The organism is Rhizobium sp. FY34, from assembly GCF_005222845.1.
Lineage (GTDB): Bacteria > Pseudomonadota > Alphaproteobacteria > Rhizobiales > Rhizobiaceae > Neorhizobium.
Genome location: NZ_STFZ01000022.1, coordinates 50488 through 64344, shown reverse-complemented (window position 1 = coordinate 64344; position 13857 = coordinate 50488). Strand labels below are relative to the sequence as shown.

Annotated in this window: 18 protein-coding genes; 7 read left to right on the top strand and 11 right to left on the bottom strand. The window is 61.1% G+C overall.

Features of this window, described 5'->3' with window-relative positions; translation table 11 throughout:
* Nucleotides 1-9: 9 nt before the first annotated feature.
* Both E8M77_RS18335 and E8M77_RS18330 read left to right on the top strand, forming a co-directional pair.
* Nucleotides 10-636 carry a DUF1214 domain-containing protein gene (locus E8M77_RS18335; protein ID WP_137132077.1) on the top strand — a complete coding sequence of 209 codons (627 nt, stop codon included), beginning with the start codon at nucleotides 10-12 and terminating at the stop codon, nucleotides 634-636.
* Nucleotides 629-1177 carry a DUF1254 domain-containing protein gene (locus tag E8M77_RS18330; RefSeq protein ID WP_137132076.1) on the top strand — a complete coding sequence of 183 codons (549 nt, stop codon included), beginning with the start codon at nucleotides 629-631 and terminating at the stop codon, nucleotides 1175-1177. Before E8M77_RS18335 ends, E8M77_RS18330 begins: the two co-directional genes overlap by 8 nt.
* A gap of 13 nt (nucleotides 1178-1190) precedes the next feature.
* Here E8M77_RS18330 and E8M77_RS18325 read toward each other — a convergent pair whose 3' ends face one another.
* The gene (locus tag E8M77_RS18325; RefSeq protein ID WP_137132075.1) at nucleotides 1191-1370 is read right to left on the bottom strand and encodes a hypothetical protein; all 180 of its coding nucleotides are present in this window, start codon (nucleotides 1368-1370) and stop codon (nucleotides 1191-1193) included.
* Between the two features lie 700 nt (nucleotides 1371-2070).
* Here E8M77_RS18325 and E8M77_RS18320 point away from each other — a divergent pair.
* Complete coding sequence (locus tag E8M77_RS18320) at nucleotides 2071-3060, top strand: DUF2336 domain-containing protein (RefSeq protein WP_246659315.1); 990 nt, start codon at nucleotides 2071-2073, stop codon at nucleotides 3058-3060.
* A gap of 3 nt (nucleotides 3061-3063) precedes the next feature.
* Here the strand turns inward: E8M77_RS18320 and E8M77_RS18315 are convergent, their stop codons facing one another.
* The gene (locus tag E8M77_RS18315; protein ID WP_137132074.1) at nucleotides 3064-3402 is read right to left on the bottom strand and encodes a DUF1491 family protein; all 339 of its coding nucleotides are present in this window, start codon (nucleotides 3400-3402) and stop codon (nucleotides 3064-3066) included.
* Between the two features lie 152 nt (nucleotides 3403-3554).
* On the opposite strand from E8M77_RS18315, the gene E8M77_RS18310 reads away from it, so the two are divergent.
* Nucleotides 3555-3788 (top strand): hypothetical protein, encoded by a 234-nt coding sequence (locus E8M77_RS18310; RefSeq protein ID WP_137132073.1) that lies wholly within the window; start codon nucleotides 3555-3557, stop codon nucleotides 3786-3788.
* A gap of 66 nt (nucleotides 3789-3854) precedes the next feature.
* Here E8M77_RS18310 and E8M77_RS18305 read toward each other — a convergent pair whose 3' ends face one another.
* Both E8M77_RS18305 and E8M77_RS18300 read right to left on the bottom strand, forming a co-directional pair.
* Nucleotides 3855-4718: a peptidoglycan-binding domain-containing protein gene (locus tag E8M77_RS18305; RefSeq protein ID WP_137132072.1), complete on the bottom strand. Its 864-nt coding sequence runs from the start codon at nucleotides 4716-4718 to the stop codon at nucleotides 3855-3857.
* Nucleotides 4690-6183, bottom strand: a complete 1494-nt coding sequence (locus E8M77_RS18300; RefSeq protein WP_137132071.1) for a HAMP domain-containing sensor histidine kinase — start codon at nucleotides 6181-6183, stop codon at nucleotides 4690-4692. Before E8M77_RS18300 ends, E8M77_RS18305 begins: the two co-directional genes overlap by 29 nt.
* A 494-nt stretch (nucleotides 6184-6677) precedes the next feature.
* Between E8M77_RS18300 and E8M77_RS18295 the strand changes: the two genes are divergently transcribed.
* The 3 genes from E8M77_RS18295 to E8M77_RS18285 all read left to right on the top strand — a co-directional run bounded on the left by E8M77_RS18295 (nucleotide 6678) and on the right by E8M77_RS18285 (nucleotide 8199).
* Entirely contained in the window at nucleotides 6678-7085 is a 408-nt protein-coding gene (locus E8M77_RS18295; protein ID WP_137132070.1) for a DUF5330 domain-containing protein, read from the top strand.
* A gap of 166 nt (nucleotides 7086-7251) precedes the next feature.
* Nucleotides 7252-7671: a SufE family protein gene (locus E8M77_RS18290; protein WP_137132069.1), complete on the top strand. Its 420-nt coding sequence runs from the start codon at nucleotides 7252-7254 to the stop codon at nucleotides 7669-7671.
* A gap of 183 nt (nucleotides 7672-7854) precedes the next feature.
* Nucleotides 7855-8199 (top strand): HNH endonuclease, encoded by a 345-nt coding sequence (locus tag E8M77_RS18285; protein ID WP_137132068.1) that lies wholly within the window; start codon nucleotides 7855-7857, stop codon nucleotides 8197-8199.
* Nucleotides 8200-8782: 583 nt separating this feature from the next.
* Here E8M77_RS18285 and E8M77_RS18280 read toward each other — a convergent pair.
* From E8M77_RS18280 to E8M77_RS18250, 7 genes are all read right to left on the bottom strand, one after another.
* Complete coding sequence (locus tag E8M77_RS18280; RefSeq protein ID WP_137132067.1) at nucleotides 8783-9544, bottom strand: DUF6456 domain-containing protein; 762 nt, start codon at nucleotides 9542-9544, stop codon at nucleotides 8783-8785.
* A complete protein-coding gene (locus E8M77_RS18275) occupies nucleotides 9537-9974 on the bottom strand; it encodes a helix-turn-helix domain-containing protein (RefSeq protein WP_246659314.1) in 438 nt (145 codons plus the stop codon). The genes E8M77_RS18280 and E8M77_RS18275 overlap by 8 nt, the downstream gene beginning before the upstream one ends.
* A gap of 270 nt (nucleotides 9975-10244) precedes the next feature.
* Nucleotides 10245-10673 (bottom strand): MucR family transcriptional regulator, encoded by a 429-nt coding sequence (locus tag E8M77_RS18270; RefSeq protein ID WP_137132066.1) that lies wholly within the window; start codon nucleotides 10671-10673, stop codon nucleotides 10245-10247.
* 428 nt (nucleotides 10674-11101) lie between these two features.
* Nucleotides 11102-11443 carry a monovalent cation/H(+) antiporter subunit G gene (gene mnhG, locus E8M77_RS18265; RefSeq protein WP_137132065.1) on the bottom strand — a complete coding sequence of 114 codons (342 nt, stop codon included), beginning with the start codon at nucleotides 11441-11443 and terminating at the stop codon, nucleotides 11102-11104.
* Nucleotides 11440-11817 carry a cation:proton antiporter gene (locus E8M77_RS18260; protein WP_137132064.1) on the bottom strand — a complete coding sequence of 126 codons (378 nt, stop codon included), beginning with the start codon at nucleotides 11815-11817 and terminating at the stop codon, nucleotides 11440-11442. Before E8M77_RS18260 ends, mnhG begins: the two co-directional genes overlap by 4 nt.
* Nucleotides 11817-12290, bottom strand: coding sequence for a Na+/H+ antiporter subunit E (locus E8M77_RS18255; RefSeq protein WP_137132063.1), 474 nt, complete (start codon nucleotides 12288-12290; stop codon nucleotides 11817-11819). Before E8M77_RS18255 ends, E8M77_RS18260 begins: the two co-directional genes overlap by 1 nt.
* On the bottom strand, nucleotides 12287-13855 hold the full coding sequence (locus E8M77_RS18250) for a Na+/H+ antiporter subunit D (protein WP_137132062.1): 1569 nt from the start codon (nucleotides 13853-13855) through the stop codon (nucleotides 12287-12289). Before E8M77_RS18250 ends, E8M77_RS18255 begins: the two co-directional genes overlap by 4 nt.
* Between the last annotated feature and the right edge of the window lie 2 nt (nucleotides 13856-13857).

Below are 13857 nucleotides of genomic sequence, written 5' to 3'. Positions count from 1 at the left end.
GATGCATCCTTGTTCCGCCTCCCCCTTCTCGTGGCTTTGAGCCTCCTCATTGCGTTTGGCGGCGGTGTCTGGTCCACCCTCATTGCGCTGGATGCCACAAGCGGCTTTGGCGCCATTCAGCTCGGGGCCTGGCAGGCCTTTCCTCAGGCGCAGACCATCGAGGCCGATCCTTACGCCAAGGCGCACCGCGCCAATGCCGGGCAATTGCTGTTGGGCAGTGCCGAGGGCCTGCGCTTTACCGCCGAACGGGATGATGGGGGCGAAAGCCTGAATGGCAGCTGCACCTATGTGCTGTCCGGCCAAGTGCCGCCGGCCCGCGCCTGGACACTCTATACGGCCGAACCGGGTGCCATCGGCAGGGTCGGGGGTGCATTGGCCCGGCCGGCCGATCGGTCAGCGACCCTGTCGCCCGATCTTCCGGTGGCGCTCAATTCGCAGATCATTCTGCGCCGCGCCGATGGCAGTTTCGAGATCAGCATTTCGCCCACGGCAAGCCCCGGCAACTGGCTGGCGGTCGCAGGCGGGCAACCCTTCCGGCTGGTGCTGACGCTGCTTGACACGCCGACGGCCGGCAGTTCGGGCCTTATCGATCTGTCCATGCCCAGGCTGGAGCGCAAGGGCTGTGCCCATGTTTAAGGTCCTGCTTGCCGCCCTCACCGGTCTTGTCGGCGCCGGTCTTCTGCATCTTGTCATCATCTTGTCGCTGCCTGCCTTTGCGCAGCACGATGCCTATAACCGCGTGCTGGATGAAGGCGCGCCGTTCCGGTTCCATGTGATGGGCAAGACTGCCGATGCGGCGGGACTATTGAGCGAGGATCCGTTTCTGGAAACCGCCGTCTGCGCCTTTGATCTCAGCGAACAGCCGGTGCGGCTTTCTGCCGGAAATGGCGTGCCCTTCTGGTCGCTTGCCAGTTTTGACGATGCCTCCAACGAAACTTTCAGCATCAATGACCGCACCTCGGCGGGTCGGGCGCTGGATATTATCGTGGCGACCCCGGTGCAGGCAACGGCACTGCGCAAGGCGATCCCGGCCAGCCTGATGCAGTCGATCATCGTGGAAACGCATCAGCCACAGGGCTATGCGGTTCTGCGGGCCATGGCGCCGAAGGCCAGCTACAAGCCCATGGCCGCGGGCTTTCTGGCCGGCGCCAGCTGTGCGGCGCTGCCTTTGCCCTGATCTCCTGCTTTCCTCAGTGCTTGTCGAAGCGCAGCGAAATCTCGTCCATCTTGCGGTGGGTCAGATCCTCGAGCCGCTCATAGCGCACGCCAGTGAACATCACCAGCTGCGCCGGGACCGGCTTTTCACTGCGCATCGGCAGCCGGGCGGCATGCGCATCGCGCCATTTCTTCATTACAACGATCTCTGCCATGCTCGTCTCCATAAAGGTTTCGAGACGGATGAAGGACGGACCGATCTCACCCTGCCCTCACCGAGGGCCGGCGCATCCTCAACGACGAGGCATCTGCGCCTTTCTCGTCAGCGCCCGAGATCCCATGATCCCCAAGGCTCCAGCGACAATCCTGAAGGCATGAGACGAAAATGCGGTATCGCCGCCTCTGTCGGCCAAGCAGCGCCGGGTTCGAACCGGTGCCCCTGGACTTTGCGCCTCCCCAGCGGGAAACACGAATCATGCCTTCTGAGTGGAATTCAGCCACAGGCCCGTTAACATTTCACTAATTCTAATAAAGCACGTAGCGCGTGCCTCGATTTTGCGCGACAGCGGATGCGGCTTCGTCCCGAAACGGGTTTTTCAGCGCCTAAGCATGCAACGGTTTGACACAGCTTCTGGGGACGACGAGAGGATCTGTGCCATTCTTCACCGCCCATTAACCTCGTGATGCCTACCATGTCTTAACCATGCCAGACCGGCACGGTCAGAGAAGGGTCAAGGCGATGCGCGCCGCACGTCATCTGCGCAACGCAATGCGCCACAGCCCGGCCTCCACCTCGTCCGTACGGACAAGACCCGGCGCATGATGCGTCGTGGGCAAGCTTGAATGTCTATCTTTTGTAATGCGTCGGTGGATATGACCGTGGACCGTTTTCGTGAACTTGAGAGGCCGCAGGGCATGCGCAGAAAGGATGTGGTTCTGATGGCCACGGTGACGAGTTTCGAGGACCTCGAACACCCGACCAAATCAGAACTTCGACAGTTTGCAGAGCTTTTCACGCCGCTGTTTCAGGCTTCGAGCGAAGAAGCCCGCCGCCAGGCCGTGGCTGCCTTGTCGCGCAGCCCGACCGTGCCGCAAGCCGTCGCCTTCTTCATCGCCAGCCAGCCCATTTCCATCTCCGCCCCCTTCCTGTCGGCCTCCCAATGCCTGGATGATGATGCGCTGGTGACCATTGCCCGCAGCCAAGGCTCCGACCATGCCCGCGCCATTGCGCGGCGTGATAATCTTTCCGTAGCGGTGGTCGATGCGCTGGTCAGCCTGCGCCAAAGCCGCCAGCCTTTGCCGCCCGCCGTCTCGCGCGTCACGGCTTCACAGCAAGCCACCCCTGCCCCCACGGTTTCGACAAGCGAGGCCTCCACCAATCACGCTCCCTCTGGCGCTCCCTCACCCGAGGTTGATCGCGAGGAGGCACTGCGCCGCCAGCTGAAACAGATGGCCGCCATGCAGGCGCGGCTTTCCAGCGACCGTCTGGGCCTTCGCACCGTCACCGCCGTGCAGGAAGCGCTATTGGTTCGCTTTGCCCGCGCCCGCGAGGCCGACGCCTTTGCCACTACGCTTGCCGATACGCTGTCGGCCAGCCGCTGGCTTGCCGAACGCATCATGCTCGATATTTCCGGCCACCAGCTCGGCACGACGCTGAAGGGCATCGGCATGCCGCGCGATGAGGCTATGTTCATCCTGGAACGGTTCTACGGCCATCTGCGCGAGGTGATTGTCGATACGACACGCAGCGAAATCCTCTGGCAGTCGCTGGACGAGGACGACTGCAGCCAGCGGGTGGAAGCCTGGCGCCGCGCCGACCGCTATACCTATGCCGATCCGCAGGTCGAACGCCGGCCAGAAGCACCGCGCCATTCTCTGCTACGCGCCGGCAATCGCGGACGCTGACCGTCAATTCGTCTCGACCACGACAAACAGATCACCGATCGCCTCGACCTCCAGTTCGATCAGCCAGAGATCGCTGTCGAAACGGCGCTCACGGGCGATCGTCTCATTGACAGCCGAGGCCTCGGCGCGCTGAAGCCTGCGCTCGAAGCGCCGCTCGCCATCCTCTTCCAGCATCATCTGCGGGGCCGGCCCGTAGAGATCCTCCAGCCCGTCGCGGTGGCGTTGTCGAATGAAAATCGCGCCGGCCTGGTCGGCCCCCTTGTGCTCGACGGCGGCAAAACCGCCGGCGGAGAAAACGCGGCGGATCATGGCGGAAACGAGAATGTCTGAACGGATGCGCATGACAGTGTCCTATAGCAAGACGCAGCATGCCGCCATGGCACGGCTTTTGTGCCCGATCGGTACAAGCTGCTGCATGTCTGTTCGACTTTCCTAACGTTTGTCGCGTTATCATAGCGCCATATTGCATCATGCAGCGGACCTGCGGAGTGACCATGGCGAAATACAAATATCTTCACCACATCATACAAAGCGATGTCGGCGCATTCGACAAGGAGTGGTTGCCGGGCCAGATCGCCGTCAATGCCGGCATCTATCGCTGCAAGGCCTGCGGCGATGAACTGGTCCTGGCGCGGGGCCAGGCAGTGCCGACCGCTCATCACCAGCATTCGGTGCTTGGGCCGGTTGTCTGGCAATTGCTGATCTTTGCGCAGGAACATCCGAAATAGACAGGCCGGAAGCCGAGACTCTCTGCCGCCTCACCTGGGCAGGAGCTTGCCCGCAGAACTGCGCAATCAGAGCGCGCCGATCGATTTCAGCTTCTTGAGGACGATCTCGGAAGGTTCGCCGGTTTCTTCCAGACGGTAATGTTTCTGAAAATGCCGGATGGCGGCGCGCGTCTGTGCCCCCGCCACACCATCGATCGTCACATCCGTATAGGCGATGTTGACGAGACCGCGCTGGATCTTCATCACCAGATCGACATCCGTGGAGACCGAAATCTTCGTCGGCTGAACGCTGTCTGCATCCGGCTTTTCGGCCTTTGCCGCACGGGCGGCGGCGGGAATATCGGCCGGCGGCTTGGGCACCGGCTGTTTTTCGGCGGCGCGAATGGCAGCGGCGACCGGATCGTCCGCGACAAGATTGCCAGACGGGCGCTGCATGGGCACAACCTTCGTCACCGGGATGGAAGCCGTTTGCTGCGGCAATACGGGCTCGCCAGCCGGGGTGGAACTTGCGGGCGCCATTATGGCAGGCTGAGCCGGCGCAGGCGCTGCACGATGCGCGGTTTCCAATGGATTGGCAGGCGCCGTCACTGTCGAAGGCGCGCTGGCCGGGCGTTCCGAGCCGGCCCGCTCGATGCGGAATGTGGTCATTTCCGCCGGCTCGGCGCGACGGGCCGGGCGATAGCCGGCAATGGCGTTCGGGTCTTCCGGGTCACGGGTACGCAGGAAAGGCGACGGGTGGCCGCCTGGCTGGTACCAGAGGGCATTGGCAACCACGAAGCTGAAGGCCACGGCAAGGCAAAGGCTTCCGCCAAGGCTGCGCGGATTGCGGATCGCCAGACGGCCGGCCGCCGAAAATACCCGCCAGACAAGACCCGGCGGCTTTACCGGCACCTTTCTGCGATCAGGCCCTTTTCGCTTTCGCGCGGTCATGCGCCAATCCCTGTCCACTCGCTACACACGCATCCGAGACCGTTCTCAAACGCGGCGGGAATTCAATGGCATCGCCTGCATCATGCACGCTAGCGCGCTCGCCCGGTCCTTCAACCGGTATCAGAATGGTTACCACGGTTCCTTCACCGAGGCGACTTTCGATCGTGAAGTTTCCACCGTGAAGGGCAACCAGGCCCTTGACCAGCGACAGGCCGAGACCGGTGCCTTCGTAAGCGCGGGCGTAATCATCCTGCACCTGCATGAAGGGCTGGCCGATCAGCGCCATCTTTTCCGCCGCAATGCCGATGCCGGTATCGCTGACGGTGAGCTTCAGATCAGTGCCCTGCTGGCTGGCATCGATGGAGACGACGCCGCCCGACTGGGTGAACTTGATGGCATTGCCGGCAAGATTGATGAGGATCTGCTGCACGGCGCGGCGATCGGCCACCACTTCGCCAAGGCTGCGCGACACGCGCGCCGTCAGCGTCACGCCCTTGTTGCGGGCCTGGAGATCCAGCATGGCGCGGCAGGTTTCCACGGCTTCGGCAATGCGGAAATGCTCGGTCAGAAGCTCGTAACGGCCCGATTCGATGCGGCTCATGTCGAGCATGGTGTTGACGACCGAGAGAAGATGGCCGCCCGACTGGCGGATGAGAGAGACATATTCGCGCTGGCGATCATTGGCCAGCGCGCCGAAATACTCGCCAGCCAGCACATCGGAAAAGCCGAGAATGGCATTCAGCGGCGTGCGCAGCTCATGGCTGACGGCGGCCAGAAACCGCGACTTCGCATCATTGGCCGATTGGGCGTCTGCGGTGCGCAGCTGGATTTCCTCGCGCAGGCCCACCTCTTCAGTGACATCGCGCAGCTGCACGAAGATCTGGCGCAAGTCGCCATCCTCGGCAGTCACCGGGGAAAGATCGAGGCGTACGGTCAGAAACTGGCGGTCACCCTCGGCATCCATGCCGCGTTCGATGCGCACATCCACCAGCGCATAAGTCGCGCCCTGGCGCAGCGCATCGAGCGCCTGGGCAACAGCAATGCGATCGGACACATGCACGAGTTCGGCAAGCGACAGGCCGGGGCGGTCAAAACGCATGGCCGGCAGCAGGGCGCGGTCACGGCCGCCGCATTTCAGGATGGCGCCCTGCACATCGCAGTGGAAGACGACACCGGGGCAGACATCAAAGGCGTGATCGACATTGTCTTCCGGCACCTGTTCGGCAACAGTGCCACGCGACAGGGCAATGGCGGCGGCAGACAGGCTGAGAAAGGTTGCCAGCATCAGCGAGGCGCCGACGGGCAGCGCCAGTGCGGGGCTCAGCACCAGAGCCGACAGTGCCGGCAGGCAGATAAGGCAGGCAAGGCAGGCAAGACCCAGCAGACGCAGGGCCGCCGCATCCGAAGCACGCACGGAATAACCTCCGCCCAGCTGCCGGAGCCAGCGCAGCGCCAAGCGATCCATGATCTGGATCGTCCTTCCGCCAATGTCGTTGAATGCGCGCACTCTTATACCTAACCGCGAATCTCGATGCCCGACCATAGGGCCGGGCCGCTTAAGGAAATTATAAAAGGCAGGGGTCCAAGCCCCCCAGAAAAGGCCCAAAACGAGGCTTTCGCTGTCCCGGAACGAACCATCTGCGCTTGTGGTTAATGGGACGTAAGCAGCGGATTTATTTCAATTTTCGCTATTGCGTTAAGACTTGCGGCAGGGTGGGCCCCGATAAATCCCCAGCTTTTGGTGCTCGCTGCCACATTTATGCTTAACAACAACCGGTAAAGTTGCATCTATTCAACTTGCTGCGGGCCTGTGGACAGCAATCGATAAAATGCGATACAAATTTGATGAAAAGTGCAGCTTTTACCGCAACAGGACGTTTCAGCATCACGCTTAAGGTCAGGGCAATCCAAGACCGGACACGATCCGGCAGCCGATGAGCCCCAGGCAGGTGAACGCAAATGTGGTTTCTGATCAAGACAAGCATGGTCTTTACGATGGGCCTGGTGGTGCTGTCCTACTTCAGCAGCGCCCCGGAAGCGCCGTCTGACAGTCAGGCAAGCCAGCTACAGCTGTCGCATGCCATTTCCGCCGCCACCGATGCCTATGGCTATGTCAGTGCACTGTGCACGGAAAAGCCGGAGGTCTGCGAAAAGGGCGGCGAAACCTTCACGGCGCTGGCCATCCGCGCCAAGGAAGGCGCCCGCGTTGCCTACCAGTTCCTCGATACGCAGCTCGCAGCCCAGGAGGGCGCAAAACCTGGCGCCAATACGAGCCCGACCCAGCCGATGCCACCCGTCATCACCTCTCAGGCCGACGGCGTGACGACCGGCACCATTCCCCTGCCCCAGAAGCGTCCTGAACGCTGAAGGCCTCCCCATCCACGCCCTTGCATCGGCTGATCCCGCTGCCTGTCTACCCTGTCTCCTTACGGTCTTTGACTGGCGCTGCGAGAAACCTGTTCTCGCGGCGTTTTTTTTCGTTTTCGCCGGCGCTGCGGCTCCTTATATGATCGCTGAAAGCCAAGGAGCCGACATGACGCGCATCGACAAGATCATCGAGGATTTTGCCTATCTCGAGGAATGGGAAGACCGCTATCGCTATGTCATCGAACTGGGCAAGGCGCTGCCGGATCTGGCCGAGGAGAAGAAGACGGCAGACAACAAGGTGAATGGCTGCGCAAGTCAGGTCTGGGTCGTTTCGCATCACGGGGCCGAGGCCGATCCGCTGATGACCTATGAGGGCGATTCCGACGCGCATATCGTGCGCGGGCTGGTGGCCATCGTGCTTGCCGCCTATTCGGGCAAGCACGCCTCGCAGGTTGCCGAAACCGATGTCATCCAGATCTTCGACAGTATCGGGCTGGTGGAGAACCTTTCGTCGCAGCGGGCGAACGGCCTGCGCTCGATGGTCAAGCGTATCCGCGATGAAGCAAAGCTGCTTGCGCCGGCCTGACAGTCTATCCCGGAAAGAAGCGCGGGCCGCGAAAACCTGCTCGTGTTGAGCGCGCTTTCGGCTGGAAAGTGCCAAAAGAAGCCATAGGGCTCTGATGGTTTCGTGCTACTGGCGTGCACGTATTGAAACGAGCACCTATCCTCGGGAACAGCATCCGGGGACTAGACCAGGAAAGATCGAGCATTGGCCCGCAAGAACAGAGATGAGCTCGCTTCATGGGACGAGCCTGCGCCAGAGCCGGTGTTCTGTCCGATATGCGAGCGCGTCATCCCGGAGGATCAGAGAGACGAGCATCATCTCGTTCCCAAGAGCAAGGGTGGAAAGAAAACCGTCCTCCTGCACCGTATCTGCCACGACCAGATACATTCGATCTTTACCGATGCCCAACTCGCCAAGAAATTTTCCACGATCGAAGCCATCGTGGAAGACCCTGCCGTGCAGACATTCGTCACCTGGGTGAGAAACAAGCCTCCGAGCTTTTCGGATTCTGCAAAGGAATCACGGCAGTCATTGCGTCGAGGCCGCTAACCGTCACAGGCGAATGTTCCGGCTGGAAGCGAATGCTGCCGTGGCGGGTATGCGCCAACTGCGGAAATCGATCAGATAACAGGATTTATCCAGCATAGGGTGTGTGTCGGTATGAGTGGAAAACCGCTTCGCGGGTTCGAGCGCGTGCCCTATTATGGTGTGTTTGACTTGCAACGTTCGAGTTCGCGTGGATGCCCACGGTAGGACGAATCGCAGCTCACCCGATCCATTTCGTCGTTGGTTATTTTGGCGCAGTAGAAAAGGAGGCCCAACAATAGCACTAATACCGTAATTCCACGCAGCATCTGACGTCCCCTTCTGACGGCAGCTTTTACCAGCTCCCGAGCGCGGAGACAACGTCTCGAAAGGGTCGGAACCCGACGGTCCCGCCAGGCCCTGCCGATTGAAACATCAATGTTTATGCACCGCTTTTCATGTCTGCGATTCCAACAGGTTAGACCGCACAAAAATCAAGTGCAAATTTGGCCCAAGTCCGCTTCGGGCCGATTGCAGATGCCGACGCAACTACCGCGCCCAGCCCTGAAAAAGCGCGAAAGACCTTAACCTCACCCCGCTTTCTTTATCATAGCTCCGGCCGATAGCCCTCCACTCCCCAGCGATGCGTGCTGCGTGACCGGGGTGCCGGCGGCGCATAATGGCGGGCCAGCGCCAGAAGCGCCGTGCGCAGCATCAACTTGGCTGAGCGCACCGGCCAGCCCCTTTCCCGCTCCACCAGTTCCAGCCCCTTGCCGAAGCAGCAGATATCGAGCGCCACGCCGGAAAGTTCCGGACCCATGGCATCGAGCGCCTGGCCCACACGGTTGCGGGCGGCCAGGGCGCTGTCGGCCAAATCCGCCTGCCCGCCGCGTGCGCCGGATGCTGCGCTGTCGATGCGCGGTTCCCAGCGGGCGGTCATGCTCGGCTGCATCTGGCCGCGCTCGAAATCGCTGGCCAGCCGGTCGCCGGCCTCCACCGCCTCGCGTGGGAGAAAGGCCGTGCCCTGCCGGTCTTTCAGCCGCGCAAGACCGGCAAGCGGCGATTCGTTCAGATTGCGACGCACCGTCTGGCGAATGGTCTCGACAACAACGGTATCGATCTCGATCTCGCGGTGCTGTTCGGCATAGGCATCCTCCGGCATGTCGCAGAGCAGCCGGCGTAAAAAGCCCCTGGCTTCCGGCCGGGCGGAAAATCCTTCCGGGGCCTCCGAGATGAGCCCGAGCCGCAGCGCGCGGATGACGAGCGGATCGGTGATGTCGAGAGGCGCCGGGCCGCATGCCAGAAGGCGCAGCAGGCGGGCCAGCGCCTTGCGCTCGCCCCTCGTGAAACTGTCGATCGCCTCATTCATAGCGCGGCACCTCCGAGCGGGCGAAGACGGCGCTGACAATGCGCTCGACGGTGGAGATCAGTTCGTCATAGGCGCTGTCGTCGCGGCGATCCTCCACCACATGGCAGGCATGGCTGACGGTGGTGCGATCACGCCCGAAGGCCTGGCCGATCTCGCCCAAAGGAATGCTGAGCGAGACATGGCAGACATACATGGCAATCTGACGCACATGGCACAGCATGCGGCGACGGTCGCGCCGCAGCATTGCGCGGTCGCTGGTCATCATCACGAGTTCGGCAACGACATGGCGCACGACGCGGCAGGCCTGTGTCAGCGGCATGCTGGCGGGGGAGACAAGGCCCGGCGCCGGCTGCTCCACCTCGGCATTCTGGGCAGGGCCGGTATTGTCCAACAGGTGGGTTGGGGTGTCGTAAGGCTTCTCAAAAGACATGAACAACTCCTGTGATAGGAATTAATTCATACACCCTAGAGGAAATGCGGGGATGGAGAAAGCCGAGCATTATCAACTTCGCGTTGATTTAACACGATTTTCAGAGTGAGTCACAGATATTTTTGGGATTATTTTCCTCGCCCCATGCCCACAGGCCTAGAGAGGTTGGTCGCGCTCGACGCAGCGAGGCGGGCACCGCCGGAGGGATCGAAACCTGATCAGCTCCGGCGGAGCGGGGTAAATGCCCGGAGGCATTTGAGCAAAAGAGCCTTACTTGGCCCGCTTGCGACGCTGGCCGAGGCCCATTTCCTTGGCCAGACGCGACCGTGCTTCGGCATAGGCCGGAGCGACCATCGGATAGTCGGACGGCAGGCCCCACTTCTCGCGATACTCTTCCGGCGTCATGTTATAGTGGGTCATCAAGTGGCGCTTGAGCGACTTGAACTTCTGGCCATCTTCAAGGCAGATCAGGTAATCGTCCTCGATGGACTTCCGGATCGACACGGGCGGCTTGGGCTTTTCGACCGCAGCAGGTGCAGGCGCGGGCGAGGTCGTGTTGCTGAGAGCGGCGTGGATATCAGCAATCAGATGGGAAAGTTCGCTCACTGGCACGACATGGTTGCTGACATAGGCAGCGACAATATCGGCGGTCAGTTCCACAAGAAGATCGGGCGCCTTGCCCGATACAATTTCAGTCATTTCAGGTCTCCTGTTGTCTTGGCTCGGCAGGCCAGGCAACTGTCCTGCCACGTAGCAGAGCACGCCGAAAAGCACTGTTCAGGCCGCCGTTTTCCTTGAAAAGGAAAAAGGATCCACCCCTAGATCCATGCGGCAGCCAGCCAGTTTCAACGACGGATACAAATACAAAATGCTCGCATGCCAGGCTCAAAACGCCGGCATCCTCATTGCATAGATTGAGAAGTCGGAGATTGAGAGGCGCTACGAACCAATATCAGTATCAACGCTCTACTCGTTTGCGATTAACATCCTTCGGCACAAAGTCCAAATACAATTTGCACGTCTTTGTTCCAGACCGGCCTTTGGGTAACTTCACGTTGAAGAGCTAGAGTTTTTCAACGTAATTCTGCCGTAACCGGACACCCGAAGTATTTGTGGCAGATGCGCCGTTATTCAAGTGGTCTATCGCGCTTTAGCTCATCAACAACAGAGGAGGCGTGCAAGCGGTAGCCTACTTGATGAGCTGCTTTCGCAAGCAAATGCGCAGATACGGGAGCCGTCAGAATAAAGAACAGGAAGCCGGCCAAGGAACGGGCAAAAATCGACAGATCGCCGGCATTGAGGCCGGCAGCCAGAAGCAGCAGTCCGGAGCCCACCGTGCCCGCCTTGGAGGCCGCATGCATGCGGGTGAACATGTCGGGAAGGCGCAGAACACCGATCGCAGCGATGAGCGCAGAGACCGCGCCGGACACGATCAGGATGGCGGTTGCAAGCGTCAGCACAAGGCTCATGATTTTGCTCCTTTGCGCTTTGCCGTCTTGGCGGCAGCGACCTTCCTGCGCGCCATGGCCAGTTTCGGCTTGTCTTCGGCAATGCCCTCCTCATTCACCATGCCGCGCGACAGGATGAACCGGGCAAAGGCGACGGTGGCGAGGAAGCCGACAAGCCCCAGCGCAATTGCCACATCGATATAGAGCGTGAAGCCGGTCTTCACCGCAATCACCGCGATGAAGCCGATGGCAATGCCGACCAGCATGTCGAGCGCCACCACCCGGTCGGCCAGTGTCGGGCCGAGGATGACGCGGCAGACGGTGAGCAGGAAGGACACAACCAGAAGCGCCAGCGCAAACCAGATCGCCGCAGAAAGAATGGCCTGTTCGGTCATCAGCGGAAGGCCTCCAGGATCTTGCGTTCAAAACCATCGGCAATGTCGCGCTTGGTGGCCGCGATATCGCTGCAATCGATGGCGTGGACATAGAGGAAACGTCGATCGTCCGACACATCCACCGATAGCGTGCCGGGCGTCAGCGTGATGAGATTGGCCAGAAGTGTGATTTCGAAATCACGATCGACGGTCAGCGGAAAAGCGAAGATGCCGGGCTTGATGTCCAATTTGGGTCGCGTAACGAGCACGGCGACCTTGAAGGCCGACAGTGCCAGTTCCTTGAAGAACAGCAGCGTCAACGAACCGATGCGGCCGATGCGCTTCAGGTAGCTGAGCCCGTCTGCCTGTTCGCGCACAAGCCCGATGGCAAGCGCCGAGACGAAGAAGCCGAAGACGAAATTGAGAAAGGTCGCGCTGCCGCTGATCGCCACCCAGATCACGGCAAACAGGACATTCATGGAAAAGGCGGTCATGGGGCACCTCCCGTCGCAAAGACAGAGCCGATATAGCGGCTGGGGTCGAGAAGGCCGGCGGCGGCTGTCTCGGACAGCCGGATGACGCCTTCGGGGAAGAGGCCGAAGGCGGTAACCAGCAGCGTCAGCCCGATGATCGGCCCAAGGCTTGGCCAGTCCATGGCCGAAGGCCCGTACGGTGCATCAGGCGTCTGGGCGGCCTGCGGGCGCCAATAGGCAAAGAGGAAGACCCGGCCAAGCGCAATCGTCGACAGGAAGCCGGAGACAAGAATGCCGGCGGCCAGCCACCAGGCGCCGATATCGAGCGAGGCCTTGACCAGCATGATTTTCGGCCAGAGGCCGGAAAATGGCGGTAGACCGGCCACGGCCAGCAGCATGGCAAGCGACAAGAAGGCAAAGCCGGGTGCAAGCCGGTAGATGCCGCCGCCGCCCTCCAGCGTCCAGCTGCCGGAGATCGCCGCCGCCCGACCGACGACGAGATAAAGCGCCGTCATGGCGATGATCGAATGCAGCGCATAGAAAATGGCGCCGGAAACGCCGGCCAGCGACCCGATCGCCACGCCGGCCAGCATATTGCCAATGCCGGCAATCACCGCATAGCCGACCAGCCGGCGCAGATCATTCTGAGCAAGCATGCCGATGGCCGACAGAACCATGGTCAGCACCGCAACAATGCCGATGACGAGGCTCAATTCCTCGCGTTGCAGCGGAAACAGCATGATCATCACGCGCATCAGCGCATAGATGCCAACCTTGGTCAAAAGCCCGCCAAACAGGGCCGATACGGTGATGCGCGGCGTGTGATAGGAGGCCGGCAGCCAGAAATTGACCGGGAAGGCCGCAGCCTTCATGGCAAAGGCCAGCACGAAAAGCGCCGATAGCGTCATCAGCGGCGCGCCCTGAAGGCTGCCGACCCGCATGGCGATATCGGCCATGTTGAGCGTGCCGAAAATGGCATAGAGATAGGCGACGGCGATGAGGAAGAAGGTCGTGCCGAGCAGGTTGAGAATGCCGTATTTCAGCGCGCCGTCGATCTGCTGGCGCTCCGAGCCGAGGATCAGAAGGCCGAAGGACGAGATCAGCAGCACTTCGAACCAGACATAGAGGTTGAAGATGTCGCCGGTCAGGAAGGCGCCCGAAACGCCGGCCATCAACAGCATCAGGAAGGGATAAAAGCCGTAGCGGCGCCCGCTATCATTGACATCGCTTGCGGCGGCAATGCCGGCTGCAAGAGCAGCAATGGCCGAGACGAGCGCCAGAAGCGCGCCGAACACATCCACCGTGAAGGAAATGCCGAAGGGCGGCAGCCAGCGGCCCATGGTCATGGTGACCGGACCTTCCACCGCAACCTTCCAGAGCAGAAGCATGTCGAGGAAGACCAGAAACCCAAGGCTTGCAATGGCAATCGGCGCATGCAGGCGAATGCGGTGACGGACCATCACCAGCACGGCGCCGACAGTGATCATCAGCGCCGGCGGCAGGATGACCAGCCAGTCGCCGGCAGTGGGTGCGGCCATGACGAAAGCGGCGGACAGATCGACGGGGGTCGAGGATGGGGTAGCCATGA